The organism is Micromonospora sp. II, assembly GCF_001709195.1.
Lineage (GTDB): Bacteria > Actinomycetota > Actinomycetes > Mycobacteriales > Micromonosporaceae > Micromonospora > Micromonospora chalcea.
On record NZ_LYXF01000035.1, the window covers coordinates 256,675 to 283,352 of the forward strand.

The 26,678-nt window shown below is 74.6% G+C and carries 26 protein-coding genes; 13 read left to right on the forward strand and 13 right to left on the reverse strand.

Annotated elements, in window-relative coordinates; genetic code table 11:
- Window positions 1-14 precede the first annotated feature (14 nt).
- Genes cobS through A8711_RS19105 form a run of 3 tightly spaced genes read right to left on the reverse strand, consistent with a single transcriptional unit; the run spans window position 15 to window position 3,018 of the window.
- The gene (gene cobS / locus A8711_RS19095) at window positions 15-788 is read right to left on the reverse strand and encodes an adenosylcobinamide-GDP ribazoletransferase (RefSeq protein WP_069088987.1); all 774 of its coding nucleotides are present in this window, start codon (window positions 786-788) and stop codon (window positions 15-17) included.
- Window positions 778-2,760 carry a bifunctional adenosylcobinamide kinase/adenosylcobinamide-phosphate guanylyltransferase gene (locus tag A8711_RS19100; protein ID WP_069088988.1) on the reverse strand — a complete coding sequence of 661 codons (1,983 nt, stop codon included), beginning with the start codon at window positions 2,758-2,760 and terminating at the stop codon, window positions 778-780. The genes cobS and A8711_RS19100 overlap by 11 nt, the downstream gene beginning before the upstream one ends.
- A 48-nt stretch (window positions 2,761-2,808) precedes the next feature.
- Complete coding sequence (locus tag A8711_RS19105) at window positions 2,809-3,018, reverse strand: hypothetical protein (RefSeq protein WP_018785377.1); 210 nt, start codon at window positions 3,016-3,018, stop codon at window positions 2,809-2,811.
- A 175-nt stretch (window positions 3,019-3,193) separates the two neighbouring features.
- Between A8711_RS19105 and A8711_RS19110 the strand changes: the two genes are divergently transcribed.
- The gene (locus tag A8711_RS19110) at window positions 3,194-3,394 is read left to right on the forward strand and encodes a hypothetical protein (RefSeq protein WP_043329344.1); all 201 of its coding nucleotides are present in this window, start codon (window positions 3,194-3,196) and stop codon (window positions 3,392-3,394) included.
- Window positions 3,391-4,185, forward strand: a complete 795-nt coding sequence (locus A8711_RS19115) for a site-2 protease family protein (protein WP_043329346.1) — start codon at window positions 3,391-3,393, stop codon at window positions 4,183-4,185. Before A8711_RS19110 ends, A8711_RS19115 begins: the two co-directional genes overlap by 4 nt.
- 51 nt (window positions 4,186-4,236) lie before the next feature.
- On the opposite strand, the gene A8711_RS19120 is transcribed toward A8711_RS19115, so the two are convergent.
- Both A8711_RS19120 and A8711_RS33190 read right to left on the reverse strand, forming a co-directional pair.
- The gene (locus A8711_RS19120; protein ID WP_030500117.1) at window positions 4,237-5,235 is read right to left on the reverse strand and encodes an aldo/keto reductase family protein; all 999 of its coding nucleotides are present in this window, start codon (window positions 5,233-5,235) and stop codon (window positions 4,237-4,239) included.
- Window positions 5,236-5,296: 61 nt separating this feature from the next.
- Window positions 5,297-10,267 (reverse strand): WG repeat-containing protein, encoded by a 4,971-nt coding sequence (locus A8711_RS33190; protein ID WP_369830117.1) that lies wholly within the window; start codon window positions 10,265-10,267, stop codon window positions 5,297-5,299.
- Between the two features lie 162 nt (window positions 10,268-10,429).
- Between A8711_RS33190 and A8711_RS19130 the strand changes: the two genes are divergently transcribed.
- Genes A8711_RS19130 through A8711_RS19140 form a run of 3 tightly spaced genes read left to right on the forward strand, consistent with a single transcriptional unit; the run spans window position 10,430 to window position 13,102 of the window.
- Entirely contained in the window at window positions 10,430-11,281 is an 852-nt protein-coding gene (locus A8711_RS19130) for an ABC-2 family transporter protein (RefSeq protein ID WP_064448306.1), read from the forward strand.
- Between the two features lie 19 nt (window positions 11,282-11,300).
- On the forward strand, window positions 11,301-12,128 hold the full coding sequence (locus A8711_RS19135; protein ID WP_233607770.1) for an ABC transporter permease: 828 nt from the start codon (window positions 11,301-11,303) through the stop codon (window positions 12,126-12,128).
- Window positions 12,125-13,102: an ATP-binding cassette domain-containing protein gene (locus A8711_RS19140; protein WP_069088989.1), complete on the forward strand. Its 978-nt coding sequence runs from the start codon at window positions 12,125-12,127 to the stop codon at window positions 13,100-13,102. The genes A8711_RS19135 and A8711_RS19140 overlap by 4 nt, the downstream gene beginning before the upstream one ends.
- Here A8711_RS19140 and A8711_RS19145 read toward each other — a convergent pair.
- Window positions 13,086-13,646, reverse strand: coding sequence for a helix-turn-helix domain-containing protein (locus A8711_RS19145; RefSeq protein ID WP_043329354.1), 561 nt, complete (start codon window positions 13,644-13,646; stop codon window positions 13,086-13,088). The genes A8711_RS19140 and A8711_RS19145 overlap by 17 nt on opposite strands.
- A 67-nt stretch (window positions 13,647-13,713) precedes the next feature.
- On the opposite strand from A8711_RS19145, the gene A8711_RS19150 reads away from it, so the two are divergent.
- Complete coding sequence (locus A8711_RS19150; RefSeq protein ID WP_069088990.1) at window positions 13,714-14,460, forward strand: AzlC family ABC transporter permease; 747 nt, start codon at window positions 13,714-13,716, stop codon at window positions 14,458-14,460.
- On the forward strand, window positions 14,454-14,762 hold the full coding sequence (locus A8711_RS19155; protein WP_069088991.1) for an AzlD domain-containing protein: 309 nt from the start codon (window positions 14,454-14,456) through the stop codon (window positions 14,760-14,762). Before A8711_RS19150 ends, A8711_RS19155 begins: the two co-directional genes overlap by 7 nt.
- Window positions 14,763-14,832: 70 nt before the next feature.
- Here the strand turns inward: A8711_RS19155 and A8711_RS19160 are convergent, their stop codons facing one another.
- From A8711_RS19160 to nadA, 3 genes are all read right to left on the reverse strand, one after another.
- Entirely contained in the window at window positions 14,833-15,441 is a 609-nt protein-coding gene (locus A8711_RS19160; protein WP_043329355.1) for a DUF3043 domain-containing protein, read from the reverse strand.
- Window positions 15,442-15,521: 80 nt separating this feature from the next.
- Window positions 15,522-16,877, reverse strand: coding sequence for a UDP-N-acetylglucosamine 1-carboxyvinyltransferase (gene murA / locus A8711_RS19165; RefSeq protein ID WP_030500128.1), 1,356 nt, complete (start codon window positions 16,875-16,877; stop codon window positions 15,522-15,524).
- Between the two features lie 214 nt (window positions 16,878-17,091).
- Window positions 17,092-18,267: a quinolinate synthase NadA gene (gene nadA, locus A8711_RS19170; protein ID WP_176722834.1), complete on the reverse strand. Its 1,176-nt coding sequence runs from the start codon at window positions 18,265-18,267 to the stop codon at window positions 17,092-17,094.
- A gap of 43 nt (window positions 18,268-18,310) precedes the next feature.
- On the opposite strand from nadA, the gene A8711_RS19175 reads away from it, so the two are divergent.
- The 4 genes from A8711_RS19175 (at window position 18,311) to A8711_RS19190 (ending at window position 21,678) form a co-directional block, all read left to right on the forward strand.
- Complete coding sequence (locus A8711_RS19175; protein ID WP_176722835.1) at window positions 18,311-19,471, forward strand: glycerate kinase; 1,161 nt, start codon at window positions 18,311-18,313, stop codon at window positions 19,469-19,471.
- A 137-nt stretch (window positions 19,472-19,608) separates the two neighbouring features.
- Entirely contained in the window at window positions 19,609-19,977 is a 369-nt protein-coding gene (erpA, locus tag A8711_RS19180; RefSeq protein WP_043329360.1) for an iron-sulfur cluster insertion protein ErpA, read from the forward strand.
- A 178-nt stretch (window positions 19,978-20,155) separates the two neighbouring features.
- The gene (locus tag A8711_RS19185; protein WP_069088993.1) at window positions 20,156-21,130 is read left to right on the forward strand and encodes a carbohydrate kinase family protein; all 975 of its coding nucleotides are present in this window, start codon (window positions 20,156-20,158) and stop codon (window positions 21,128-21,130) included.
- Window positions 21,127-21,678 carry an ATP-binding protein gene (locus A8711_RS19190; RefSeq protein WP_043329365.1) on the forward strand — a complete coding sequence of 184 codons (552 nt, stop codon included), beginning with the start codon at window positions 21,127-21,129 and terminating at the stop codon, window positions 21,676-21,678. The genes A8711_RS19185 and A8711_RS19190 overlap by 4 nt, the downstream gene beginning before the upstream one ends.
- 59 nt (window positions 21,679-21,737) lie before the next feature.
- Here A8711_RS19190 and A8711_RS19195 read toward each other — a convergent pair whose 3' ends face one another.
- Window positions 21,738-21,956 (reverse strand): sulfurtransferase TusA family protein, encoded by a 219-nt coding sequence (locus A8711_RS19195; protein WP_043329366.1) that lies wholly within the window; start codon window positions 21,954-21,956, stop codon window positions 21,738-21,740.
- On the reverse strand, window positions 21,953-23,104 hold the full coding sequence (locus A8711_RS19200) for a cysteine desulfurase family protein (RefSeq protein WP_069088994.1): 1,152 nt from the start codon (window positions 23,102-23,104) through the stop codon (window positions 21,953-21,955). Before A8711_RS19200 ends, A8711_RS19195 begins: the two co-directional genes overlap by 4 nt.
- A 171-nt stretch (window positions 23,105-23,275) precedes the next feature.
- Here A8711_RS19200 and coxB point away from each other — a divergent pair, with 171 nt between their 5' ends.
- The gene (gene coxB, locus A8711_RS19205) at window positions 23,276-24,244 is read left to right on the forward strand and encodes a cytochrome c oxidase subunit II (RefSeq protein WP_043329368.1); all 969 of its coding nucleotides are present in this window, start codon (window positions 23,276-23,278) and stop codon (window positions 24,242-24,244) included.
- Window positions 24,245-24,254: 10 nt separating this feature from the next.
- The gene (locus A8711_RS19210) at window positions 24,255-24,683 is read left to right on the forward strand and encodes a cytochrome c oxidase subunit 4 (RefSeq protein ID WP_064445180.1); all 429 of its coding nucleotides are present in this window, start codon (window positions 24,255-24,257) and stop codon (window positions 24,681-24,683) included.
- A 555-nt stretch (window positions 24,684-25,238) separates the two neighbouring features.
- On the opposite strand, the gene A8711_RS19215 is transcribed toward A8711_RS19210, so the two are convergent.
- Window positions 25,239-25,445, reverse strand: coding sequence for a hypothetical protein (locus A8711_RS19215; RefSeq protein ID WP_069088995.1), 207 nt, complete (start codon window positions 25,443-25,445; stop codon window positions 25,239-25,241).
- Window positions 25,446-25,580: 135 nt separating this feature from the next.
- Entirely contained in the window at window positions 25,581-26,627 is a 1,047-nt protein-coding gene (gene trpD, locus A8711_RS19220; RefSeq protein ID WP_043329373.1) for an anthranilate phosphoribosyltransferase, read from the reverse strand.
- Window positions 26,628-26,678 lie beyond the last annotated feature (51 nt).

Sequence of the window (26,678 nt, forward strand, 5' to 3'; positions counted from 1 at the left end):
CGGACCGGTGACGCTCAGCCGGTCAGCACCAGTCCCAGGTAGGACAGCGTGGTGACGATCTCCACGAGCGCCCCGAGCACGTCGCCGGTGATGCCGCCGAAGCGGCGTACCAGGTGCCGGAGCAGCCCGGCCGCGACGGCGAGCGCGCCGAGCACGGCGAGCGGCCCCTGCCACGGACGGTCCGGGACTGCGGGCACGGCCGCCAGCGCGACGGCGACCGCGCCGAGCGCCAGCGCGCCCCACCCGACGGTGCCGGCCACGAGCGCGCCCAGGCCCTCCGGCCGCGCGGCCGGCACGCCGCGCCGGCAGGCCAGGCCGACGGCGAGCCGCCCGGCCGCGGTGGCGGCGACCACGGCGGCGAACGCGGTGAGCGCGTCCCGGCCGGCCAGCTCCGCGAGCACCGCGCTCTGGAGCAGGAGTACGACCACCAGCGCGACCACCCCGAACGGACCGACGTCCGGCTGCTTCATGATCTCCAGCGCGGCCGGACCACGCCGGTACGAGCCGAGCGCGTCCACGGTGTCGGCCAGCCCGTCCAGGTGCAGGCCCCGGGTGAGCAGCGCGCCCAGCCCCACCGTGACCACGGCGGCGACGAGCGGTGGCGCGAGCGCGCCGGTGAGCAGCAGCGCCCCGCCGAGTACGGCGCCGAGCAGCGCGCCGACCAGCGGGGCGAGCGCCATCGCGGTGCCGGCGGCGGCCCGGTCGACCCGGCCGGCGCGTACCGGTGCGGTGGTGAACGTGGTGAGCGCCAGCCGGATGCCGTCGGCGAGCCGCGCCTCAGTCGGCACGTCGGCCGGGGAAGACCGGCTCGTCGGACCCGATCGTGGTCGGTCCCGGCCCGGCCGGCTCCGGCTCGGCGAAGTCCGGTTCGTCGCCGGTCCGGCCGGCGTCGCTGTCGTAGCTGTCGTCGCCGCCGAGTGACGGGTGCGCCGGCAGCGTGGCGGCGAGCGTCAGCGCGGAGCGCAGCAGCGGCAGCGCGGCCAGCGCGGTCGCCCCCTCGCCCAGGTCGAGCCGCAGGTCCACCAGCGGGGTCAGGCCGAGCACGTCGGCGGCCAGCCGCACACCCGGACGGCCGCCGTGGTCGGGCAGCAGGCACCAGTGCCGCGCCTGCCCGGCCAGGTCGCGGCTGACCATCGCGGCGGCGGTGCCGACCGGGCCGTCCAGCAGCACCGGCACCTTACGGGCGGTGGCGCCCAGCAGGACGCCGGTGGCCAGCGCGATGTCGCCGCCACCCAGCTCGGCCAGGATGTCCTTGGCCTCGCGGGACGAGCGGCGGGTGCGGTGCAGCGCGTCGCGTACCGCCGCGCAGCGGACCATCCAGGCGGTGTCGTCGATCTCGCCCTGCTCGGTGATCACCCGGCCGAGCACGGTGGGCGGCTCCGCGCCCGCGGTGGCCGCGAGCACCGCCGCGGCGGCGGCCTCGGCGCCCGCACCGCACGCGGCGAGCACCAGCAACTGCACTCCCGCGTCGGCGGCCTGCTCGGCGAGCCGCCAGCCGTAGCGCAGCGCCGCCTCCACCTCGTCGCCGGGCAGGGCCGGGCGGTCCTCGATCGGCGCCGACGTGGGCGCCTCGACGATCTGCAGGTCGGCGCGGTTCTCGGCGGCCAGCCGGGCCAGCGCGCCCCGGCCGGCGCGGGCCTGCCGGGCCCGGCGGGCCGACTCACCGGCCGGCGCGCCGGCCGACACGCCGCCTTCGTGGTCGCCCTGGATCAGCAGTACGCGCACCGAGTCCCACGGCCGCGGCATCGAGGTGCCCTGGGTGGCGGCCGCGAAGCCGACCACCTGCTCCAGCACGCCCAGACCGGCGCCGGGAAGGTCGAGCGTGGCGAGCCGGTCGACCGCCTGCGGACCGGTGTAGTCATCCGGCATCGGCAGTTCCATGCCCGGCTGGATCACCAGGCCGGTGGCGATCATCGGCAGCGCCATGGTGGGGGCGGCCCAGTCGCCCGTGCCGGGCTCGTCGGACGCGGCCGGGGCGGGCAGCGGGGCGGCGGCCGGGGTGAGCACCTCGGGCAGCGTCACGTCCCCGGCGCCGAGGTCGGCCGGTACGGCCTGAGCCGGCGCGGTCCGGTTCGCGGCGGCTCCGGTCGGCGCGGCCTGGTCCGGCGCGGGCCGGGGTGCCGTGGCCCAGGATGTCGCGACCTGGGGCGCCGCGTCGCGGCTCGGCCCGGCCTCGGGCGACGTGCCGGCGGGCGGCACGGCGTGGGCCGGAGCGGCCGGCTTGAGCCAGGTGGTCTGACCGGCGACCACCAGCGCGACCGCGTCGCAGGCGTCGGCGACCGCGCGGTTGGCGGCGCCGAGCGCGTCAGTGAACGCCCGGCCGAGCGGCGTGGTGGGCACCAGGGACAGGCCCACCTCGGGGCTGACCAGCACCAGCCGGGCGGTGCTGGAGCGCACCGCCGCGGCCAGCTCGGCGATCGTGGCGGTGTCGTCGGCCGGCTGGTGGGCCGGGTCGAGCAGCACCGTCACCCAGCCGCCCAGGTCGTCCACGAGCAGCGTCTCGTTCGGCCCAGCGGCGGCGATCACCTCGACCAGTCGGCCCGGGTTCGCGGCCGTCTCCTCGGTGGTCCAGCTCCCCGGCCGGCGGGCGCGGTGCGTCGCGAGGCGGGCCGCCCACTCGGTGTCCTCGGGATCCCCGGCCGGGGCGGTCGCCACGTACCGGACCGTGGGCGCGTCGGCGACCAGCGACTCGGCGATCTCGGACTTGCCGGAGCGGATACCGCCGAGCACCAGGAGGGTGTGCCACCCGTCAACGGACATGCTCCGTACCTTAGATGCCGCCGCCCCGGCGGGGCAGTGAGAGGTGGCTCATCGCGGTCGGCGCTCGGGGGCCTCGAAGCGATAGTCGTTGGGATTCACGTCAACCGGCTTCGGATCCTCCTGCCAGGCTCCCTCGCCGGGGCGGGCGAGAAGCGCGTCGAGCAGCTCCTCCCGGTCCATCTCGTGGGCCGCCTCGATGCCGCCGCGTACCGCCATCGCCCGTATCTCCTCGGTGTCCATCTCCCGCAACGGCCGCATGGTGTCCTCCCTCGCTGACGACGTCCGGCGTGGATACCCCGCTGGTGACGGCCGAACCTTGCGGGCACCCGCGCGTCGGCCCGCGCCGGTCGAGGGGTGAAGCGTCGTGGGCGGGCGACTAGGCTTGCGGAGGTTTGGCGTCCTGCGGGACGACGGCGGCGAGGGGAGACGCGGCATGGCGTGGAGCTGGCGGTACGAGGGCACGAACGGCGACGCGGTCGACGGGCCGGACGAGTCGTTCACGAGCCAGGCGGACGCCGAGTCGTGGATCGGCCAGACCTGGCGGGAGCTCGCGGCATCCGGCGTCACCACCGTCGTGCTGGTCGAGGACGACCGGGTGGACTACCGGATGAGCCTGCAACCCCCGGCCGAATGACCGGTTACGACCGTCCCGGCGAGCCGCTGGTCCTCGGCGTGCCCCGGGCGGCGTTCCGGCCGAGCCCGATCTTCCTGGCCCTGGTCGCGCTCTTCGTGGCCAGCGGGGTGATGGCCTGGAACAGGTACGGCAACGTCCGGTTCGACGTGTTCCTCTTCGTGGTCTCCGGCTGGCTGGTCTCACTGTGCCTGCACGAGTACGCCCACGCCGTGGTCGCGTACCGGGCCGGTGACCGGGACATCGCCCACCGGGGCTACCTGACGCTCAACCCGCTGAAGTACACCAGCCCGCTGCTGTCGATCGTGCTGCCGGTGGTCGTGGTGCTGCTCGGCGGCATCGGCCTGCCCGGCGGCGCGGTCTGGGTGGACCGGCACGCCATCCCCGGCCGGCTGCGGCACACGCTGGTCAGCCTGGCCGGGCCGGCCACAAACGTGCTGTTCACGCTGGTGCTGGTGGCCGCGGTGGCGTGGGGCCCCGAGCTGGGCGGGCCGCTGGAGTTCTGGGCCGGTGTCGGGCTGCTCGCGTTCCTCCAGCTCACCGCCAGCGTGCTCAACCTGCTGCCGGTACCGGGCCTGGACGGCGGCAACATGCTCCAGCCCTGGCTCAGCCCCGCCTACCGGCGGATGTACGACCTGTTCGCCCCGTACGGCTTCATCCTGCTGTTCGCGCTGCTGTGGAGCCCGCAGATCAACCGGGCGTTCTTCGGCGCGGTGTTCGCCGTCGGCGACGCGCTCGGGCTGCCGCGGGAGCTGTACCAGATCGGCTACGCCCTGATCCGCTTCTGGCAGTAGCCGACCGGCCGTTCCCGGGCCGGAGCGAGCCGGCCCGGGAACGACGCGACGTCACGGACGCTGCGCCGGGCTCTCGGTCTTCGCCGGGTCCCGCTCGGTGACCGGCTCGACGATCTCGTCGATCGCCTTCAGCAGGTCGGCGTCGAGCTTCACGCCCGCCGCCTTCACGTTGTCGTGCACCTGCTCGGGCCGGGACGCGCCGACGATCGCCGAGGCGACGTTCGGGTTCTGCAGCACCCACGCGACGGCGAGCTGCGCCATCGTCAGCCCGGCCTGCTCGGCCAGCGGCTTGAGCCGCTGCACCCGGGTGAGCACGTCGTCGTTGAGGAACCGCGCGATGAAGTTCGCGCCGGACTTCTCGTCGGTGGCGCGGGAGCCGGCGGGCGGCGGCTGGCCCGGCAGGTACTTGCCGGACAGCACACCCTGCGCCATCGGCGACCAGACGATCTGACCGATGCCCAGCTCCTCGCTGGCCGGGATCACCTCGGTCTCGATGACCCGCCACAGCATCGAGTACTGCGGCTGGTTGGAGATCAGCGGGATGCGCAGCTCACGGGCGAGCGCGTGCGCCTCGCGCAGCTGCGACGCCTTCCACTCGGAGACGCCGATGTAGTGCGCCTTGCCGGAGCGTACGACGTCGGCGAAGGCCTCCATCGTCTCCTCCAGCGGCGTGCTGTAGTCGTACCGGTGGGCCTGGTAGAGGTCGACGTGGTCGGTCTGCAGGCGGCGCAGCGAGCCGTCGATCGACTCCATGATGTGCTTGCGGGACAGGCCCCTGTCGTTGCGGCCCGGCCCGGTCGGCCAGTAGACCTTGGTGAAGATCTCCAGCCCTTCCCGGCGCTCACCCTTGAGCGCGCGGCCGAGCACCGACTCGGCCCGGGTGCCGGCGTACACGTCGGCGGTGTCGAACGTGGTGATGCCGCTGTCGAGAGCGGCGCGGACGCACGCGAGCGCGGCGTCCTCCTCGACCTGTGAGCCGTGGGTGATCCAGTTGCCGTACGAGATCTCGCTGACCATCAGGCCGGAGCGGCCCAGGTGACGGAATTCCATGCTCCCGACCCTAGTCCTGCCCGGTGGCGACCGCCGTCCGGCGCTCCCCGCCGGGCGCGGGTCAGAGCACCGGGCTGGCGTCGGCGAGCAGACGGTCGATCTCCGCTACCACCGCCGCGCGGCCGGGATGCACCGGGTCGATGAGCGGGTCGCCGCGCCGGTCCAGCGCGCCCCACCGGCCCGACTCCGTGGCGACCATGAACGCCACCGGATGCACCACCACAGTCGGGTACGCCGGCGTGACCACCACCCGCCCGGCGCGGTCCACCACGCCCCGGCGGCCGGCCAGCTCGACCACGGCCAGGCCGTCGGCGGTGAACCCGTCCACCTTCCGTCCGTCGGCCAGCGGCGTGCCGAGACCGTGGTACCGGGTCGGCACCACCACCTCGCCGGTGAGGTCCACCGCGCCCCAGCCGCCGTTCTGCCGTACCGCCGCCAGTCCGTTGCGGAACGACCTGACCTCCTCGTACCCGGGCGGGATCCGCACGATGTTCATCCGGTCCACGGCCATCCAGCGGCCCTTGCCGTCCATCGACACCCAGGACAGCCCCTCGGAGAAGGCGCCCACCGCCCGGTAGCCGTTGTTCGCCTCGATCAGCGCCGCGCCGGACGTGTCGATCAGCGCCCAGCGGGACGCCTCCGGACGGCGTACCCAGGCCAGCCCTTCGTGGAACGGCTGCACCTCGGCGTACCGGTGCGCGATCACCATCTCGCCGTCGGCGTTCGCGTACCCCCAGAGCTGCTGCTCCTCGTCGAACGTCGCCACCGGGAGACGCGGCGCGCCGAGCACCTCCTCGGGCCGGCGCGGGGCCGGACCGAAACCGTCGGCGGCGGCCCGCTCCGCGACCGCGTCCAGCGCCACCTCGACGCGCGCGTTCATCGCCGCGTCCTCGCCGTGGCGCAGGTCCAGCGCCCTCTCGAAGTGCAGGCACGCCTCGGTCAGCCGTCCCTGGTCGTAGCAGCTCCGCCCGGCGTGCTCGTGCAGCAACGCGCGCAGCGGGTCCGGCAGCTCCGGCGAGTTCGTCTCGGCGAAGAGCCGGTCGGCCTCCGCGTGGTCACCCCGCCACCGCAGCGCCTCCGCGAGACGGGCCCGGGCCAACGCGGTACGCCGCAGCTCACCCGTCGTCTCCGCGTACGTGACTGCCAGCCGCGCGTCCCCGAGCGCGTCGTCCAGGTCGCCGAGGATCCGCGACGCCACCGCGCGCAGGCTCAGCAGCCGGGCCCGGCCACGGTTGTCCAGTGTGGTGTCGAGCTTGCCGGTCAGGCCGTCCCGGATCAGCCGCAACTGCGCCGGATCGGGCGCCTCCTCGCGCAGCGTACGCGGATCCAGCCGCCAGCCGACCGCGGCGAGGGCCTGCTCCGGGTCCGCCGGGGGCGGCGGCGGTCCGGCCGGTTCGGCGTCCGCTTCGGTGTCCGCTTCTTCGGTACGGGGAGTCGGCGCGTCGTCGGTCTGAGCGGTCGGCTCGTCGGCGGGCTCGGGTGGTGCGGGCTCGCGGTCGTGCTCCGGGTCGACGGTTGTGGTGTCGGTGTCGGGTGCGGGCTTGCCGCCGGCCGCGGGCTCGGCGGGGGCGCGGTCCGGGTCACCGGTCGGTGCGGTCTCGCCGTCGGAGTCCTCGCCGGGCGCGGTGGCCGGGGTGTCGGCGGCCTGCGGCTGCGGGATCGTGATGCCGGCGGGCTCGGTGCCGGCGGGTGCCGATTGCGGGGTCGCGATGCTCGTGAGGTCGGCTTCGGCTCGGCTGCCCGGAGACTCCAGTGGCGCGGCGGTGATGTCGGCGTCGGCCCGGATGCTGCCGGTCGGCTCCGGTGTGGTGGCCGGTTCCTCGACGTGACCGGCCCCGCCCGGCCCGCCGGCTGTCTGGCTCCCGCCGCCAGCCTCTGAATCCGTGGCGTCCTGCCCGGCATCCACAGTGACCGGCGGCTCGACGTCGGTGACCGGCCGGCCGCTTCCGGTGTCGGCGGACGTGCCGGTGGCGGGCATGCGGTTGCCCGCGTTCTCCCCGCCGGAAGCGGTCCCGTCCGGTGTGTCCAGGTGTCCGGCCGCCGGGTCCGCGGTGCTCGTGGATTCGTCGGTGTCGGTGTTTGCGTTGGTGCTGATGTCGGTGGCGGCAGGGGCGCTCGGTGTGGCGTCGCTGGTTGCGGCGTCGGATGGCGTGGTGACGCCGGTAGCGGGCGGCGTCGAGCCGGTACCGGACCCGGCCTCGGCCACCTCGGGGGTACGAATCGTCGCCGGCTGGGCCCGGTCTGCCGGAGATCTTGGTACGAAATGGCCCCCAGGAGGGCCGGAATCTTCCAAGATCTCCGGCGGTTCCGGTGTCTGGGCGGGGGCGGCGGGCTGGCTGGGACGGAACCATGCCTCGGCGCCGGAGTCCGTGGCCGGGGAGGGCGGAGCGGTTGTCGCCCCCGGGCGGGGAGGCTCGGCTCGCTCCGATGGCTCGCCGGTCCGGTCGACAGCCGGGCCGGGTTCCGTCCGTCCTGTGCCGGGCGCGGGACGGGCACTGGCGTCGGCGTAGGGCCGGTCGGCATCAGGGGCCGAGGTGGACGAAACCTCCACCTCGGACTCGCGCCGACGACCGGCATCCACATCCGACGGCTTGGCCTCGGCGTCCGGTCCGGCCTCGGGCTCGCCGACGGCGCCGCTCTCCACGACTGGCCGGGGCGCGATCGGGGCCGGGTGCTCCACCGAGTCGGCGGGCCTGACGTCGGGTAGCTGCTCGGCCGGTGTGGGTACGGGCGGCCTGCCCGCGGTCTGCTGTGCGGGCACGGAACCGGAGTAGGCAGGCGGTGCCGGGCGAGCCCTCGCGGGTTGCGCCGCGTTCACCGGGTCGGAAGAAGGCGGGCCGTGACGCTCGGCGGTCCCGTCCTGCGACGGCGTGGGCCGGGCCGCGCCCTCGCTCCGGTCCGTCGGTGCCGCGCCACCCGGACGCTGCGCTCCAGAAGTGGGCGCTCCGGACGTGGGCGCACGGGAGACGTGCGCGTCGGAAGGAGGCGGAACGGGGGTGACCGCGCCGGAAGCGGGGCTGCCCGCACCAGGCATGTCGGCCTGCGGCGCGGCGGGGGCGAGCGCTCCGGAAACGGGAGCGTCCGCGACGGGCACGCCGGCCTGCGGCGCAGGAGGTGCCGGACGCGGGGTGTCGCCGGTCCGAGGCGCGGCCGAGCCCTCCCCGGAACGCCCGGGCGTGGCCGGCGGCGGCACCGGATCGGGCCGTACCGGGGCGACCCGGGGACGGTCGTCGGGACGGGTGTGTGCGGCCGGCTCGACAGGTGCCGTCTCCCGGCCGTCGGCGACCCGGGGCGGCGGGTGACCGGCCGGCCGCACCGGCCACTGCACCGGCGGCGCCGACCTGCGCTCGTCGGGCGGTGCCGACCTGCGCTCGTCCGGCCGCACCGGCCACTGCGGGGCACGGGTCTCGGGGCGGGCGGCGGCATCCGGCTGTGGCCGACTGGGCTCGGGACGGGGCATCACGGTGGGCGGCCGGGTGGCGTCGGACGGCGGCATCGGGTACCGCTGCGGCGCCGGCCGCTCCACGGGTGGGCGCTGCTGTTCGTCCGGCCGGCGCGTGTCCGTCTCGGGACGGGGCCGCGGCTCGATGATGGGCCACTCGCCCTGGTGCGGGCGGGACCGGTCGACCGGCGGGCGCTGACCCTGCCACCGCTGGTCGGCGCCGGGACGCGGTGCGCCGTACCGGTCGGGCTCGGTCTGCGGAGGCCCGTTCTCGGGCGCCCGGCGCTGGGTCTCCGGGTACGCGGCGGCCTCCCGGCCCGGCGCACGTCCGTCTGCCAAGGGCCGGCCGTCCACCGGCTCACGCCGCTCCGCCGGGGGACGCCGGCTCGGGTCACGCCAGCCGTCACCGTCGGTGCCGCGCCAACCGTCCCGGCCCGGCTGGCCCCACCCGGCCGCGCCCCGCTCCAGCGGCGGCACGGCGTCGTCGCGCCGATCGGCCGGGCGCCCGGCGCCGTGGTCACGCCGCCCGTCGGACGGCGGCTCCCGGCGCTCGTCCGGGAAGCGGTCGCGGCGTCCGTCGGGCATGGACTCGCGGCGCCCGGCGGGGGAATGGTCCCGCCGCGCGTCGGACGCCGAGCCCCACCGCTGTTCCGACACGGCAGGCGGGCCCTCGACCGGGGCGCGGCGTCCGTCGGCCTGGTGCGGGCGGTCGGCCCGGCGCTCGCCATGGTGCGGGAACTCGTTCGGCTCCGGCATCCAGCCGGGCTGGGACGGCCGGCGCGGTGCGGCCTCGGGGCGTACCCAGCGTTGGTCGAGCCGCTGCTCGGGCGGCGTGGGCGGGCCGGTGCGGCGCCGATCCTCCGGCCAGGGCCGCCGCCCGTCCGCGGGGTGCCCGCGGCGGTCGTACGGAGGGCTGCCGGCGGGGCGCTGGCCGCCGTGATCCGTGGGCCCGGCCGGGTACGCCCCGCGGGACGTGGCCGGACCGGCCGGGCCGCCACCGCGTGGACCGCCGGACCCCGGCTGCTCGGCCCCGCGCGGACCGGCCGGACCGGTCGGGTACGTGCCATGTGGGCCTGCTGGACTGGTCGGGTACGTGCCGCGTGGGCCGGCTGGACTGGTCGGGTACGTGCCGCGCGGGCCGGCCGGACTGGTCGGGTACGTGCCGCGTGGGCCGGCCGGACTGACGGGGTACGCGTCGCGCGGACCCGCGGGTCCCACCGGGCCGGCGGGGTGCGGGCCGTGCGGACCTGCCGGGCTGACCGGGTGGAATCCGGCGGGACTGACCGGGTTCGCGCCGGCCGGGCTGACCGGATACGGATCGGTGTCGGGCGCGGGACTGACGGGGTGGAACCCGGCCGGGCTGACCGGGTGCGCGCCTGCTGGGCTGACCGGGTACGGGTCGGCGTCGGGCGCGGGGCTGACCGGGCGTACCTCGGCGCGGCCGACCACGGTACGGCGGCGCGGCGTCAGGTTCTCGATGCCGATGTCACCCGGGTAGCGCTGCCCCGGGAACTGCGGCTGCCACTCGTGGGTGGGCTCGGCGGCCCAGGCCGGTTCGGCCGGCTCGCGCCAGCTCCCCCAGCCACTCATCGGCAACCCCTCCGGCCGCTCGCGCGGGACGGCCCCGGGGCCGGCTCGCGTCGCTCGCTCACGGCGGTGTCACCTCATTGGAAATTCGCGCGCTGGGGCGCCGGACGTGCCGGTACAGTCGCCCGGTCCAGCACGTCGTGGCTGCGGAAGGAGGGTAACGGCGTGGGCTCGGTCACCGCCACTGTGGCACCACCCACCGGCGCACACGTTACCCCATGGTTTCGGACATTCGGCGCGATCGCGGCGGCCGGGTTCCGGCGGCACGCGACCTACCGTCAGGCCGCCGTGGCGGGGCTGTTCACCAACACCGTGTTCGGCTTCCTGCGCTGCTACATCTTCCTCGCCGCGACCGGCGCGGCCGGCACCGTGGCCGGCTACGACAGGGCGCAGCTCGCCACGTTCGTCTGGGCCGGCCAGGGGCTGCTGGCGGTGATCGCCATCTGGGGCTGGACCGACCTGGCGGACCGGATCCGTACCGGTGAGGTGGCCGCCGACCTGCTGCGACCGGTGCACCCGGTGACCAGCTACCTCGCCACCGACCTGGGCCGGGCCGGGTTCGCGGCGCTGGCCCGGCTGGTGCCGCCGCTGGTGATCGGCCCGTTCTTCTTCGCGGTGTACGTGCCCCGGCACTGGGCAACGGTGCCGCTGTTCCTGCTCTCCGTGCTGCTCGCGGTGGTGGTCTGCTTCGGCTGCCGCTACCTGGTGAACGCCACCGCGTACTGGCTGCAGGACGTCCGAGGGCCGATGATCCTGTGGACGCTCGGCTCGGGCGTGCTGGCCGGGCTCTACTTCCCGCTCGGGTTCCTGCCCGGCCCGCTGGAGACGGTCCTGCGGTACGCGACCCCGTTCCCCAGCATCCTGCAGGTGCCGCTGGACGTGCTGGTGGAGCGGGAGCCGATGTCCACCGGTCTCGCCCTGGTCGGGGTGCAGGCCGCCTGGGTGGTGGCGCTGCTGGCGCTGTGCCGGCTGGTGCAGCGCCGCGCCGAGCGCCGCCTGGTGGTCCAGGGTGGCTGAGCGCGACAGCGCGCCCAGGGTGGCTGAGCGCGACAGCGCGCCCGGGGCGGCTGAACTGCGGGCGTACCGGGCGCTGCTCGGCGCGCAGGCGCGTTCGCAGGCGGCGTACCGCACGTCGTTCGTGGTGGACCTGGTCGGCAACGTGGGCGCGACGGTGTTCGACGTGGTCACGGTCCTGGTGATCTTCGGTGTGACGCGGGAGCTGGGCGGCTTCACGCTGCGCGAGACGCTCGTCGTGGTCGGGCTGTCGGCGTGCGGCTTCGCCACCGCCGACCTGCTGGTCGGCAACATCGAACGGCTTCCCCGGTACGTGCGCACCGGCCTGTTCGACGCGGTGCTGGTCCGTCCGCTCGGCGCGCTGCCGCAGCTGCTGCTGATGGACCTGCCGCTGCGTAAGCTGTCCCGGGCCGTGTTCGGGCTCGCCGTGCTGCTGTTCGCGCTGGTCTCGGCGGGGATCGACTGGACACCGGGCCGGGTGGCGCTGGCGGTCGTCGCGCCGCTGGCCGCCGTGGTCTTCTTCGCCTCGGTCTTCGTGCTGACCGCGACGGTGTCGTTCTACTGGGTCGACTCGGGCGAGCTGGCCAACTCGGTCACCTACGGCGGGCGTGACTTCACCTCGTACCCGGTCACCGTCTACGGCGGCTGGTTCCGCGCGTTGTTCGCGTACGGGATGGGGTTCGCCTTTGTCAGTTACCACCCGGCGCTGGCGTTGCTGGGCCGCGCCGACCCGCTCGGCCTGCCGTCCTGGGCGGGCTGGGCCGCGCCGGGCGTCGCGGTGGTCGCGGCGGCGCTGGCCGCCCTGGCCTGGCGCGTCGGGGTCCGTCACTACCGGAGTACGGGGTCATGAGCGTCATCGAGATGGACGGGCTGCGCAAGGAGTTCACGGTCCGGGTCCGGGCCGGGCGGTTGCGGCGGGAGAAGCGGACGGTGACCGCCGTCGACGGGGTCGACCTGCGGGTGGAGCGCGGCGAGATGCTCGGCTACATCGGCCCGAACGGCGCCGGGAAGTCGACCACGCTGAAGATGCTCACCGGCGTGCTGACGCCGTCGGCGGGGCGGGCCCGGGTGTGCGGGCTGCGCCCGGTGGCCGACCGGACCCGGCTGGCGCTGCGCATCGGCGTGGTGTTCGGGCAGCGCTCGCAGCTGTGGTGGGACCTGCCGCTGCGGGACTCGTTCGACCTGCTGCGGCACGTCTACCGGGTGCCGGCCGGCGAGCACGCGGCCCGGCTGGCCCGCTGCCGGGACCTGCTCGACCTGGACGGGTTCCTGGACACGCCGGTCCGGCAGCTCTCGCTGGGTCAGCGGATGCGCGGTGAGCTGACCGCGGCGCTGCTGCACGGCCCGGAGGTGCTGTTCCTGGACGAGCCGACGATCGGCCTGGACGTGGTCAGCAAGCAGGCGGTGCGCGGTTTCCTGGCCGAGCTGGGCCGGGCCGGCGACACCACGCTGGTGCTCACCACGCACGACCTGGCCGACATCGAGCGGCTGTGCCGGCGGCTCGTGGTGATCGACCACGGGCGGGTGGTGCACGACGGGTCGATCGCCGAGCTGCACCGCCGGTACGGCTCGCGCCGGATGGTGGTCGCCGAGCTGGACGCGGCGCTGCCCGAGCCGCCGGTGCTGCCCGGGGCGCCGGTGCAGCAGGTGGAGGCGGACGGGCGTCGGCTGGTCTTCGCGCTGGAACGGGCGAGCGTCGCCGAGGTGGTGGCCGGGCTGGCCGGCCTGGCCACGCTGCGGGACATCTCGATCGTGGAGCCGGACATCGAGGAGGTCGTGGCGCGGCTCTACCGGGCGCCGGCCGCGGTCACGGGTGCTCCATGACGAGTACGGCGAACGTGCCGGGGGCCAGCGCCTCGTACCGGTGCGGGGTGTCGCCGGGGAAGGTGACGTAGTCGCCGGGTCCCAGCTCGACCGGGTCGGTCTCCGGGCCGACGCGCATCCGTCCGGCGGCGACCACGACGTGCTCGACGCTGCGCGGGGTGTGCGCCTCGGCGATCCGTACCGCGCCGGGTTCCAGTTCCATCACGTAGACGTCCCGCCGGGCGTGCGGCGCTCCGGCGGCGAGCAGGGTGGCGGAGAAGTCGGCGTGCTCGGAGCGGATCCGGGGGCCCTCGCCGGCCCGGACCACCCGAACGGCGGCGGCGGGTGGTTCGACCAGGCGGCTGAACGGTACGTCCAGCGCCACGCCGAGCGCCCAGAGCGTCTCCACGCTGGGGTTGCCGGACCCGGACTCCAGCTGGGACAGGGTGGACTTGGCGATGCCGGCGCGGCGGGCCAGCTCGGTGAGCGACAGGCCGGCCCGTTCGCGCTCGCGGCGTAGCGCGGCGGCGATGGTCGCGAGTGGGGGAGCGGGGTCGATCGCCATGTGTTCGCTCCAACGGTTGGTTTGTTCGGTTTGACGAACAAGCGTTCTCGCGTTCAGGATAATGGACATGCGTACGGCATACCGAACGGGCGACGCCCGGGTGCTCCGCGACGTCGCCGCCATCGGCGCGGCGATGCTGGCCGTGGGCGCGTCGTTCGGCGCCGTGGCGGTAGCCGCCGGCCTGCCCGCCTGGGCCACGCTCGCCATGTCCGCGGTCGTCTACGCCGGTGGCGCCCAGTTCATGGCGGTGGGGCTCGTCGTGGCCGGCAGTCCGCTCGCGGCGGTCCTCGCCGGCCTGCTCCTCAACGCCCGCCACCTGCCGTTCGGCCTGGCCCTCGGCGGCGCGCTCGGCTCCCGGCGCTGGCAGCGGCTGCTGGGCAGCCACCTGATGACCGACGAGGCGACCGCGTTCGCGCTGGCCCGCCCGGCCGGTCCGGGGCGGCGCCGGGCGTTCTGGCTCGCCGGGGTGCTGCTCTTCCTGGCCTGGAACACCGGCACCGCGCTCGGCGTGCTCGCCGGCGGCGCGGCCGGCGACCCGGCCGCGCTGGGACTCGACGCCGCGTTCCCGGCCGGGCTGGCCGCGCTGCTGCTGCCCAGCCTGCGCGACCGGGAGACCCGCCGGGTGGCGCTGACCGGCGCCGGCCTGGCCGTGCTGGCCACGCCGCTGCTGCCGGCCGGGTTGCCGGTGCTGCTCGCGCTCGCCGCGCTGGCCCTGCCGCTGCTGGCCCGCCGCCGCCCGCCCGCCGCGCCACCCCGGACCGCTGACGAGGCGGCTGATGATCGGAGCGTGCGGGCCGGGGAGGTCTCGTGCTGATCGCCGTGATCCTCGCGCTGGCCGCCGGCACCTACGGCTTCCGCGTCGCCGGGGTGCTGCTGCGGGACCGGCTGGACCTGCCCGAATGGGCCCGCCACCTGCTGCCGGTCGGCGCCGCCACGCTGCTGGCCGCGCTCGCCGCCACCGCGGCGCTGACCGAGGCCGGTGGCTTCGCCGGGTACGCCCGCCCCGCCGGGGTGCTGATCGGCCTGGTGCTGGCCTGGCGCCGGGCGCCGTTCGTGCTGGTCGTGGTCGCGGCGGCGGCCACCACAGCGGTGCTGCGCCTGCTCGGCGTGGACTGACGCCGGCCCTCGCACGAGAACGGCCCCGCACCGCCGGAGCGGGAAGGGGCCGATGTCGGAGCGGGGCCGGTCAGACCTTGTCGCCGATGTTCACCCGGGGCGCGGGAGCGCGCATCCGGCGGAACGTGATCGACCGCATGATCGCGTAGAAGTAGAGCGAGCCGAGCTTCTCGGTGCTCTTCGGGAAGCGCTCGCGCACCAGCCGCTTGATCTTCCGGGAGATCAGCACCGAGTCGATCAGCACGCCGAGCGCCAGCGCGCCCCACAGCAGGTTGGACAGCAGCCGCACGATCGGCGGCATGGCCTGGTTGGAACCGACCAGCACGATCAGCGCGCCGCCGAAGAACCAGGTGCCGACCGTACGCCGGGAGTCGACCACGTTGCGGGCCAGCAGCCGCTCGGGCCCCCGGTCACGCGGGCCGCCCTCGCGCCGGAACTCGGCGGCGGCCTCGGCGCGGGCGGCGCGGCGCTGCGCGCGGGCCTCCTCCTTGGTCAGCGGCTTGGCCGGCGCGGTCGGCCGGCGGCCGGCGACCGGGCGCTTCGGCGTGACCTGCCCGAGTTCCTTCTTGCTGGGCGTGTAGCCCCGGGGACGGGCGGCGGCGGACTCCTCGTCGGTCGTCACAGTGGTGACGGACTCCTCGACGAGGTCGGCGGACTTGCGGCGAAACAGCGACGGCACGCGGCAAGGGTAGCCAACCGGCCGCGCCCGGTGCACATCACGGGTGCACCGGGCGCGGCCGGTCGAGTGAACGGGACGCCTCAGGGACGCTCGACGTGCGCGCCGAGGTCGGCCAGCTTGGCCTCGAAGTCCTCGTAGCCGCGGTTGATCAGGTCCACGCCGTACACCCGGGAGGTGCCCTCGGCGGCGAGCGCCGCGATGAGGTGGCTGAACCCGGCCCGCAGGTCCGGGATGACCAGGTCGGCGGCGTGCAGCTTGCTCGGCCCGGCGATCACCGCGGAGTGCTTGAAGTTGCGCCGGCCGAAGCGGCACGGGGTGCCGCCGAGGCAGTCCCGGTAGACCTGGATGTTGGCGCCCATCGTGTTCAGCGCCTCGGTGTAGCCGAGCCGCTGCTCGTAGACCGTCTCGTGGACGATCGACAGGCCGCGGGCCTGGGTGAGCGCGACCACCAGCGGCTGCTGCCAGTCGGTCATGAAACCCGGGTGTACGTCGGTTTCCAGCGCCACCGCGTTCAGCTCGCCGCCCGGGTGCCAGAAGCGGATGCCGCCCTCCTGGCCGGGGCTGCCGCCGCGCGGCGGGCGCAGGTCGGTGACCTCGTACTCGCCGCCGACCGAGCGGAAGATGTTCAGGAAGGTCATCATGTCGGCCTGCTGGGCGCCCAGCACCTCGACGTGACCGCGGGTCGCCAGCGCCGCCGCCGCCCAGCTGGCCGCCTCGATCCGGTCCGGGATCGGCCGGTGGGTGTAGCCGTGCAGCTTTTTGACGCCCTGGATCTCGATCACCCGGTCGGTGTGCACCTTGATGATCGCGCCCATCTTCTGCAGCACGCAGATGAGGTCGATGATCTCCGGCTCGACCGCCGCGTTGCGCAGCTCGGTGACGCCCTCGGCCATCACCGCGGTGAGCAGCACCTGCTCGGTGGCGCCCACGCTCGGGTACGGCAGCGCGAACTTCGTGCCGTGCAGCCCGTTGGGCGCGGACAGGTGCAGGCCCTCCGGCGTCTTGTCGACGGTGGCGCCGAACTCGCGCAGCGCCTGGAGGTGGAAGTCGATCGGACGCGGGCCGATGTGGCAGCCGCCCAGGTCGGGGATGAAGGCGTGGCCGAGCCGGTGCAGCAGCGGGCCGCAGAACAGGATCGGGATCCGGCTGGAACCGGCGTGCACGTTGATCTGGTCGGTGCTGGCGCTCTCGACGTTCGAGGGGTCGAAGACCAGCTCGCCCTCCTCGTCGCCGTCGCTGACCTTGACGCCGTGCAGGCCGAGCAGACCGCGGACCACCTCGACGTCACGGATACGCGGCACGTCGAACAGCCGGCTGGGTGTGTCGCCGAGCAGGGCGGCGACCATCGCCTTGGACACCAGGTTCTTCGCGCCGCGGACGCGGATCCGCCCTTCCAGCGGAGTGCCTCCGTGTACGACCAGGACGTCGTCGGTCAACGCAACCTCCAGCGCGTTGGGTGCTGCCGTGTCTAGTGATGGGTGCACGAAGTTCATCGCTACCCGGAACGCGGTCATGGGAAAACGGGCCGCGTGTGTCGTCGCCCCGGCAGCATAGCCCTCCGTGACGAAAATGGAATCGGTCACATCACCAGCGAGGGCACGAACCGGGGTGTCCGGTGCGTTTACGTGCCAGTGGGGTGACCGAGGGTGATCACGCTCCCGGAAGCGCGAGCATCTGGTCCAGCGCCGACCGGGCGTGTCGGGCGGTCTCCGGATCGACGGTGATCTGGTTCACCACGCGGCCGGCGACCAGCTCCTCCAGCGCCCACACCAGGTGCGGCAGGTCGATCCGGTTCATCGTCGAGCAGTAGCAGACCGCCCGGTCGAGGAACATGATCTGCTTGTCCGGGTGGGCCAGCGCGAGCCGGCGTACCAGGTTCAGCTCGGTGCCCACCGCCCACGCCGAGCCGGCCGGGGCCGCCTCGATCGTCCTGATGATGAACTCGGTCGAGCCGACCAGGTCGGCGGCGTTCACCACCTCGTGCCGGCACTCCGGGTGCACCAGCACGTTCACGCCCGGCACCCGCTCGCGTACGTCGTTGACGCTGTCGAGCGTGAACCGGCCGTGCACCGAGCAGTGGCCGCGCCACAGGATCATCTTCGCGTCCCGCAGCTGCTCGGCGGTCAGCCCGCAGCCCGGCTTGTGCGGGTCGTAGAGCACGCAGTCGTCGAGCGAGAAGCCCATCTCCAGCACCGCGGTGTTGCGGCCCAGGTGCTGGTCGGGCAGGAACAGCACCTTGCGGCCCTGCTCGAACGCCCAGTCCAGCGCGCGCTTGGCGTTCGACGAGGTGCAGACCACGCCGCCGTTGCGGCCGACGAAGCCCTTGATGTCGGCCGAGGAGTTCATGTACGTCACCGGGACGGTCTCCGCCGCGATGCCCAGGTCGGTGAGCGTGTCCCAGGCGGCCTCGACCTGCGACAGCACCGCCATGTCGGCCATCGAGCAGCCGGCCGCGAGGTCGGGCAGGATCACCTTCTGCGCGTCCGAGGTGAGGATGTCCGCGCTCTCGGCCATGAAGTGCACGCCGCAGAAGACGATGTACTCCGCATCAGGGCGCGCCGCCGCCTCCCGGGCCAGCTTGAACGAGTCGCCCGTCACGTCGGCGAACTGGATCACCTCGTCGCGCTGGTAGTGGTGCCCCAGCACGAACACCTTCGTGCCGAGCGCGGCCTTCGCGGCGGCGGCGCGGGCCACCAGGTCGGGGTCGCTCGGCGCGGGAAGATCACCCGGACACTCCACGCCACGTTCGGTGGCGGGGTCGCTGCCGCGGCCGAGGAGCAGCAGCGCCGTGGCGGTGTTGGACGGCTCAACCCAGGTCGAAGTCACGCCCCCATGGTCCCACAGCGCGACCACCGCGCAGCCGTCCCCGATGTGGCCTGCCACACTGCTGCGCATGCGCCTGCTGCTCTGCCCGGACAAGTTCGCCGGCACGTTGTCCGCCCCCGAGGTGGCCGCCGCGGTGGCCGAGGGCTGGCGGGACGTCGCCCCCGGCGACGAACTGCTGCTCCGGCCGCTGGCCGACGGCGGACCGGGGTTCGTCGAGGTGCTCGCCGACGCGCTCGGCGGGCGTCGGCTGCCGGTGCCCACGGTCGACCCGCTGGGCCGCCCGGCCACCGGTGAGATCCTGCTCACCGACGACGGCACGGCGTACCTGGAGAGCGCCCAGGCGTGCGGCCTGCACCTGCTCTCCGACGCCGAACGGGACCCGAAGGCCACCACCTCGTACGGGCTGGGGCTGCTGGTCACCGCCGCGGTCGAGGCGGGCGCGCGCACCGTGGTGGTGGGGCTGGGCGGCTCGGCCACCAACGACGGCGGCGCCGGGATGCTCGTACCGCTGGGTGTCACGCCGCTCGACGACGCCGGCCGGGCGCTGCCGTACGGCGGCGCGGCGCTCACCGCGGTGGCCGCGCTCGACGGCGAGCCGCGGCTGCGCGGCGCGACGCTCGTCGCCGCCACCGACGTGGACAACCCGCTGCTCGGGCTGCACGGCGCGAGCAGCGTCTTCGGCCCGCAGAAGGGCGCCGACCGGGCCGACGTGCTGCTGCTCGACGCCGCGCTGACCCGCTGGGCGGACGTGCTTACCGAGCGGCTGCCGGGCTGCCCGCCCGGGCTGGGCGCGCTGCCCGGCGGCGGCGCCGCGGGCGGCCTCGGCGCGGCCGTGCTGGCGCTGGGCGGCCGGTGCGAATCGGGCATCGGGCTGGTCACCCGCGCGGTGAAGCTGGACGCCGCGCTCGACGCCGCCGACCTGGTGATCACCGGCGAGGGCTCGTTCGACCACCAGTCGCTGCGCGGCAAGGTGGTCGCCGGCGTGGCCAGCGCCGCCCGGGACCGGGGCGTGCCCTGCGTGGTGCTGGCGGGACGGGTGAGCACCGGGCGGCGGGAGGCCGCGGCGGCCGGCGTGACCGACGCGTACAGCCTGGTCGAGCACTTCGGCGGCGAGGAGCGCGGGGGAGTGGACGCGGCGATGACCCGCCCGGCCGAGGGGCTGCGCGCGCTCGGCGCGCGGCTGGCCGGGCAGTGGAGCCGCTGACCGGTTCCGCTGGTCACGCCGCCGGGTGGTGACGCCGACGGCGGCGTACGATCGAAACGGACCACACCGGGAATCACTGGCGGACGTGCGGCGTTGGCCAGGACGTCCGGACCTATACCGCGCAGGGAGACTTCCACGTGACCACGCCAGCGCAGACCGAGTCGACCGAGGCCAAGGCCCCCAGCACCGTCGTCCTCACCGACGTCGCGGCGCAGAAGGTCAAGGCCCTGATCGAGCAGGAGGGCCGCGACGACCTGCGGCTCCGGGTCGCCGTGCAGCCGGGTGGCTGCTCCGGCCTGCGGTACCAGCTGTTCTTCGACGAGCGCTCGCTCGACGGTGACATCGTCACCGACTTCGACGGTGTCGAGGTCGTCGTCGACCGGATGAGCGCCCCCTACCTGACCGGCGCCACCATCGACTTCGCCGACCGGATCGACGCCCAGGGCTTCACCATCGACAACCCCAACGCGGGCAACTCCTGCGCCTGCGGCGACTCCTTCAGCTGAGTCGACGCACCGACCGCAAGCGGCGGGCCGTCCCGGTGGGGCGGCCCGCCGCTTCGTCGTACCCCCTGGGGGTGACGTCCGGATGTGCGCTGATCGACCGGTTGGTGACCGACCGCCGTCCGTCCGGTCCGGGGGCCGGTAGGCTGACCGCGCCGTGCTCCCGACCCCGAGGGTTGACATGAAGATCGCCGTGACCGGCTCGATCGCGACCGACCACCTGATGAGCTTCCCCGGCCGCTTCGCCGACCAGCTCATCGCCGACCAGCTCGACAAGGTCTCGCTCTCCTTCCTCGTCGACGAGCTGGTCCTGCGGCGCGGCGGCACCGCCGCCAACATCGCGTTCGGCATGGCCCAGCTCGGGCTGCGCCCGGTGCTGCTCGGCGCGGTCGGCGCCGACTTCGCCGACTACCGCTCCTGGCTGGAGCGCCACGGCGTCGACTGCGACTCGGTGCACGTCAGCGAGGTGGCGCACACCGCCCGCTTCGTCTGCACCACCGACACCGACATGTGCCAGATCGCCTCCTTCTACGCCGGGGCGATGAGCGAGGCCCGCAACATCGAGCTGCACCCGGTCGCGCAGCGCCTCGGCGGCCTCGACCTGGTGCTGGTCAGCGCCAACGACCCGGCCGCGATGATCCGCCACTCCGGCGAGTGCCGGGACCGGGGCTACGCCTTCGTCGCCGACCCGTCCCAGCAGCTCGCCCGGATGGACGGCGCGGACGTGCTCGGCCTGGTCGAGGGCGCCGACTACCTGATGACCAACGAGTACGAGAAGTCGCTGCTGCAGAGCAAGGCCGGGCTGACCGACGAGCAGCTGCTCGACCGGGTCAAGGTGCGGGTCACCACGCTGGGCAAGCAGGGCGTGGAGATCGCCGGCCGGGACGTCGGCACGATCCGGGTGCCGATCGCGCGGGAGATCCAGGCGGTCGACCCGACCGGCGTCGGCGACGGCTTCCGGGCCGGTTTCTTCGCCGCGCTCGACTGGGGCGTCGGCCTGGAGCGGGCGGCCCAGGTCGGCTGCCTGCTGGCCACGCTGGTGCTGGAGAACTTCGGCGGCCAGGAGTACGAGGTCCGCCGCGACCTGTTCGTGAAGCGACTCGCCGAGTCGTACGGTGACGCGGCCGCCGAGGACGTCCGGCCGCACCTGCTGTGACCGGCGCGGCCGTCCCGTCGGGCGGGGTGGACCCGGAGGCGGTCCGCCCCGGCTCCGGCGGCCCGGTTCTGGTCGCCTTCGCCGGGCTGCCCGGCGTGGGCAAGACCACCCTCGCCGCCCGGGTCGGCGTCGCGCTGCGCGCCCCGGTCCTGCCGGTCGACCCGGTCGAGCGGGCCCTGCACCGCTACGGCCTCACCGGCGACGTGCCGGGCATGGCCGCGTACGGCGCGGTCGCCGGGCTGGCCGAGGTGCAGCTCGGTCTGGGGCTCAGCGTGGTGGTCGACGCGGTGAACCCGGTCGCCAGCGCCCGGGGGCTCTGGCACGACGTGGCCGAACGGGCCGGCGTGCCGCTTCGGGTGATCGAGGTGCACTGCGGCGACGAGGAGGAGCACCGGCGCCGGGTCGAGGCCCGCCCGCCCGAGGACGGCACCTGGGAGCTGACGCTGCGCCGCCGCGCCGAGTACGAGCCGCTGATCGGCCCCCGCCTGGTGGTCGACACTGCCGTGGCGGCCGACCCGCTGCCCGGCATCCTCGCGTACCTGAGCTGAGCGTCGGGCGTTAAGAAGGGTCCCTTCCTCTACCCGAGGCGTTAACAAGGGGCCCTTCCTTACACCCGGACGTCGTAGGCGGGCCCGTCGTGCGCGGCGAGGAACTCGTGGCCGCGCATCCGGCACCACGCCGGGATGTCCACCGCCGCCGCCGGGTCGTCGGCCAGCACCCGCACCACCGCGCCGGCCGGCAGCCCGGGCACCAGCCGGGCGAGATTGATCACCGGCAGGGGGCAGCGCTGCCCCCGGCAGTCCAGCACCTGATCCGGCTCGCTCACAGGTCGGTCACCCCCGCCTGTGCCCGCAGGTCCGCCACGATTCCGGGCAGCTCGGCCAGGAACCGCTCCACGTCCGCCTCGGTGGTCTCCCGGTGCAGCGACACCCGCACGTTGCCGTGCGACAGCACCCCCATCGCCTCCAGCACGTGCGACGGGCGCACCGTCGACGACGTGCAGGACGAGCCGGAGGACACCGCGAACCCGCGCCGGTCCAGCGCGTGCAGCAGCGCCTCGCCGTCCACGTACAGGCAGGAGAACGTCACCAGGTGCGGCAGCCGGTCGACCGGGTCGCCGACCACCTCCACGTCCGGCACCTCGGCCGCCACCCGCGCCCGGATCCGGTCCACCAGCGGGCCCAGCCGCGCCGCCTCGGCCGCCGCGTCGGCCGCCGCCGCGCGCAGGCTCGCCGCCGCCGCGACCACCGCCGGCAGGTTCACCACCCCCGGGGTACGCCCCGACTCCCGCTCGTCGGCCGGGTACGGCGACTCCCACCGGGCGCCCTTGCGCACCACGAGCAGCCCGACGCCGGGCGGCCCGCCCCATTTGTGCGCGCTGGCGCTCAGCACCGACCAGCCCGCCGGCAGTGGCGCCCGGCCGGCGAGCTGCGCCGCGTCCACGTACAGCGGCACGCCCGCCTCGGCGCACAGCTCCGCCGCGGCGGGCACCGGCTGCACCGTGCCCACCTCGTGACTGGCAGCGATCAGCGCCGCGAGGGCCACGCCGGGCGCGGCCACCGCCGACGCCCAGGCGTCCAGGTCCACCCGGCCCAGCCGGTTCACCGGTACGGACACCGCCGCGCCGCCGGCGGCCGTGTGCCGCTGCGCGGCGTGCAGCACCGCCGAGTGCTCGACCGCCGAGTGCACAAGCGTCGCCCCGGCCCGCCGCCGCCCGGCCAGGCCACCGAGTACGGCGGCGTGCGCTGCCGCCGTACCGCTGGGGGTGAAGGACAGCTCGTCGGCGCGGACGCCGAGCGTCTGCGCGGCGGCCTCGCGCGCGGCGTCGAGGAGCTGGCGGGCCCGGCGGGCCGCCGAGTAGAGCCGGGCCGGGTCGGCCCAGCCGTCGTCCAGGGCGGCCAGCATCGCCTGCCGCGCGACCGGATGCAGCGGCGCCGCGGTGGCGGCGTCCAGGTAGACCGGGGAGGCGCTCATGACGTTCCACGCTATCGCCCGGTTACGCCCAAGATCCCCCCGATGGGGGTGGACAGCGACCCCAAGACGGCCTGGCCGGTCATGGTCGAGTAATCTGCGACCGTCGGTGACGCCTTTGCCGTCGGTGTCAAGGAGAACAACCGCCGCGGCGCGCTAGGGAGGCAGGACCAGGTGGTCGCAAGGAGTTCGGAGGTACGGCGCTCGGCCGTACGCAGCGCTTCCCCGGGGGCCGGTGGACGCCGGCGGCGTGGTGCTGGTCGAATCGCCGGGCTCGGTCTCGGCGCGGCGGCGCTGCTGGTCTCGCTCACCGGCTGTGACGTCGGCAAGGCGTTCGGCGGGTTCGGCTGGCCGCAGGGCGGCATCACGCCCGAGTCGCAGCGCATGTACGACCTGTGGATCGCGTCCTGCATCGCGGCGCTGGCCGTCGGTGTGTTCGTCTGGGGCCTGATCTTCTGGTGCGTGGTCCGCTACCGCAAGCGCGGCAACGAGCTGCCGGTGCAGACCCGCTACAACCTGCCGATGGAGTTCCTCTACACCATCGCGCCGATCCTCGTGGTCTCCGTGCTCTTCTACTACACCGCGGTCGTGCAGACCGACGTGATCAAGGAGTCGAAGAACCCGGACGTCACCGTCGAGGTCGTGGCGTTCAAGTGGAACTGGCAGTTCAACTACCGCGACGGCCAGGGCCGCGACGCCAACACCGTCGCCTCGGTGCTGGGCACCAGCGAGGTCATCCCGGTGCTGGTGCTGCCCAGCGGCCGCTCGATCCGGTTCGAGGAGACCAGCCGCGACGTCATCCACTCGTTCTGGGTGCCGGAGCTGCTGTTCAAGCGCGACGTCATGCCGGGCAACGTGCGCAACACGTTCGAGGTCTCCCGCATCGACCAGGAGGGCGCGTTCGTCGGCCGCTGCGCCGAGCTGTGCGGCAGCTACCACGCCTTCATGAACTTCGAACTGCGGGTCGTCTCGCCGGAGAAGTACGACCAGTTCCTCGCGGCCAAGAAGGCCGGCAAGTCGACCCAGGAGGCGCTCGGCGCGATCGGTGAGCCCGAGTACGCCACCGAGACGAAGCCGTTCGACACCCGGCGCGACGTGAACAACTTCAACCCGTCCGACGCCCAGGCCGGCGCGGGAAGCTGAGAGGTCCGGCATGAAGACCGAGTGGAAGATCTTCCTCACCATCGCCACGTTCCTCCTCGGCGCGACCATCCTCTACGGCGCCTGGACGTACGCGGACAGCGACGGCCGCATCGAGTGGATCGGCACCGTGGCGCTGCTGCTCTCCTTCCTGCTCTGCGCCATGTGCGGCGGCTTCTTCTGGTTCGTCTCCCGCCGGATCGACCTGCGCCCCGAGGATCGGCCGGACGGCGAGATCGCCGACGGCGCCGGTGAGGTCGGCTTCTTCAGCCCGGGCAGCTACTGGCCGTTCGCGTTGGCGCTGGCCGCCGCGATCGCCGGCCTGGGCCTGGTGTTCTGGCAGTTCTGGCTGCTGGGACTGGGCCTGGTGACGGTCGTCTTCGCCACCTGCGGGCTGCTCTTCGAGTACTACTCCGGCACCCGCCGCACCGCCGAGCACTGACCCAAAGCGCCACGGCAGGCCCGCACCCCCTCCGGGGGAGCGGGCCTGCCGCGTTCCGCGTTCCCCCTCCGCCGTCCCCGTTGATCATGAAGTTGACGGCACCGGCGGTCCTTTTTGTCCCCGCCAACCTCATGATCACCGCCCGTGCGGCCGGCCCGGCGCTCTGGCGCTCTCCCGTTCCGCCTCCGGTGCGCACCACCGGCTCACGCCGGACTGTTCCATCAGCCGAGAGAGCCGTTCCGGTTGGCAGGGCCACGAGAGATCTTGGAAGGAAACGGTCTCCATGACAGCCGTTTCCTTCCAAGATCTCGCCGCGCGGCTCGGCCAGGTGGGGCGAACCGCAGTCCGCTCCCCATGACGCGGTGCCGCCACCGGGTCATCGTTGACACTCACGCCCGAGCCCACCGCGCTCCCGGCGCCGCCCCGCCCCGTTGATCAAGGAGTTTGTGTCCGCCTGGACAACTGTGGGGGACACAAACTCCTTGATCACGCGAGGAAGGCGGTTGGGCTGTCGGGCGTGGCGGGGAGGGAAGGGGCGCCGAAAGGGAGTGGAGGTCAGGCGGCCTGGGGGTGAGAAGGGCGGCGGGCGCGGCGGCCGGACAGGCGGGCCGGGCGGAAGGTGAACGTGGCGATCACCACCGCCGCGCCGCAGCGGGTGCAGATCAGCTCCGGGCAGTCGGCGCCGTGCCCGTCGCCGCAGGGCGGCGCCTCGAACAGCACGACGTCCTCGCAGGTGTCGCAGTGCAGCTCGCGGTCAGACACGGGTGGCTCCTCTCGCTCCGGGCCCGGGGCGAGGCGGTGTGGCGCCGGCCGGTGGACCGAAGACCGAAAACGGATAGACCGAAAACGGAAAATAACTCCCGTGTAGTTTGGCACGCGGGTACGACACCCTCGCCGTCAGGCGGCGCGTGCCACCTCCAGCCAGCGCTCCAGCGCGGCCGCCGCGGCGCCCGAGTCGACGGCCTCGGCGGCCCGGTCCAGGTTGGTCCGCAGCGCCTCGTGCAGATCGCCGTCGAGCGGGCCCTGGGTGGACAGCGCCACAGCGGCGTTGACCAGCACCGCGTCCCGTACCGGGCCGGTCTCGCCGGCGAGCAGGCGGCGTACCACGTCGGCGTTGTAGGCCGCGTCTCCGCCGCGCAGGTCGGCCAGGGTGGCCCGGGGTACCCCGAGCTCCGCCGCGTCCAGCAGCGCCTCCGTGACGGTGCCCTGCTGCGCCACCCAGACCCGGGTGGGCGCGCCGGTGCTGAACTCGTCCAGGCCGTCCTCGCCGCGTACCACGATCGCGGAGTCGCCCCGGGCCGCGAACACGGCCGCCATCACCGGGGCCATCCGCTTGTCGAAGCAGCCCACCGCGCCCGCGCGGGGCCGCGCCGGGTTGGTCAGCGGGCCGAGGAAGTTGAACGCGGTGGGTACGCCGATCTCGCGCCGGACCGGGCCGGTGTGCCGCATCCCGGGGTGGAAGCGGGCGGCGAAGCAGAAGCCGATGCCGGCCTCGGTGACGCAGCGGGCCACCTGCTCGGGCTCCAGGTCCAGCGGTACGCCGAGCTCCTCCAGCACGTCCGCGGTGCCGCACGAGGAGGAGGCGGCCCGGTTGCCGTGCTTGACCACGCGGACGCCGGCCCCGGCGACCACGAGCGCCGCCATGGTGGAGATGTTCACCGTGTGCGCGAGGTCACCGCCGGTGCCGACCACGTCCAGCGCGGTGTCGCGTACCTCGTCGGGCAGGAGCACCGGCACCGCGCGGGTCAGCATGGTCTCGACCAGGCCGCCCAGCTCGGCGGGGGTCTCGCCCTTGGTGCGCAGCGCCACGGCGAACCCGGCGATCTGCGCCGGTGTCGCCGAGCCGGCCATGATCTCGCCCATCGCCCACGCCGTGTCGGCGGTGGAGAGCTCCTCGCCGCGCAGCAGCGCGTTGAGCAGAAGCGGCCAGGTCCGTTCGCCCATGACGGGCCTCCCGAGCGGCGTGAGGAAAGCGGTTGGGGCTTGCCACGGCCG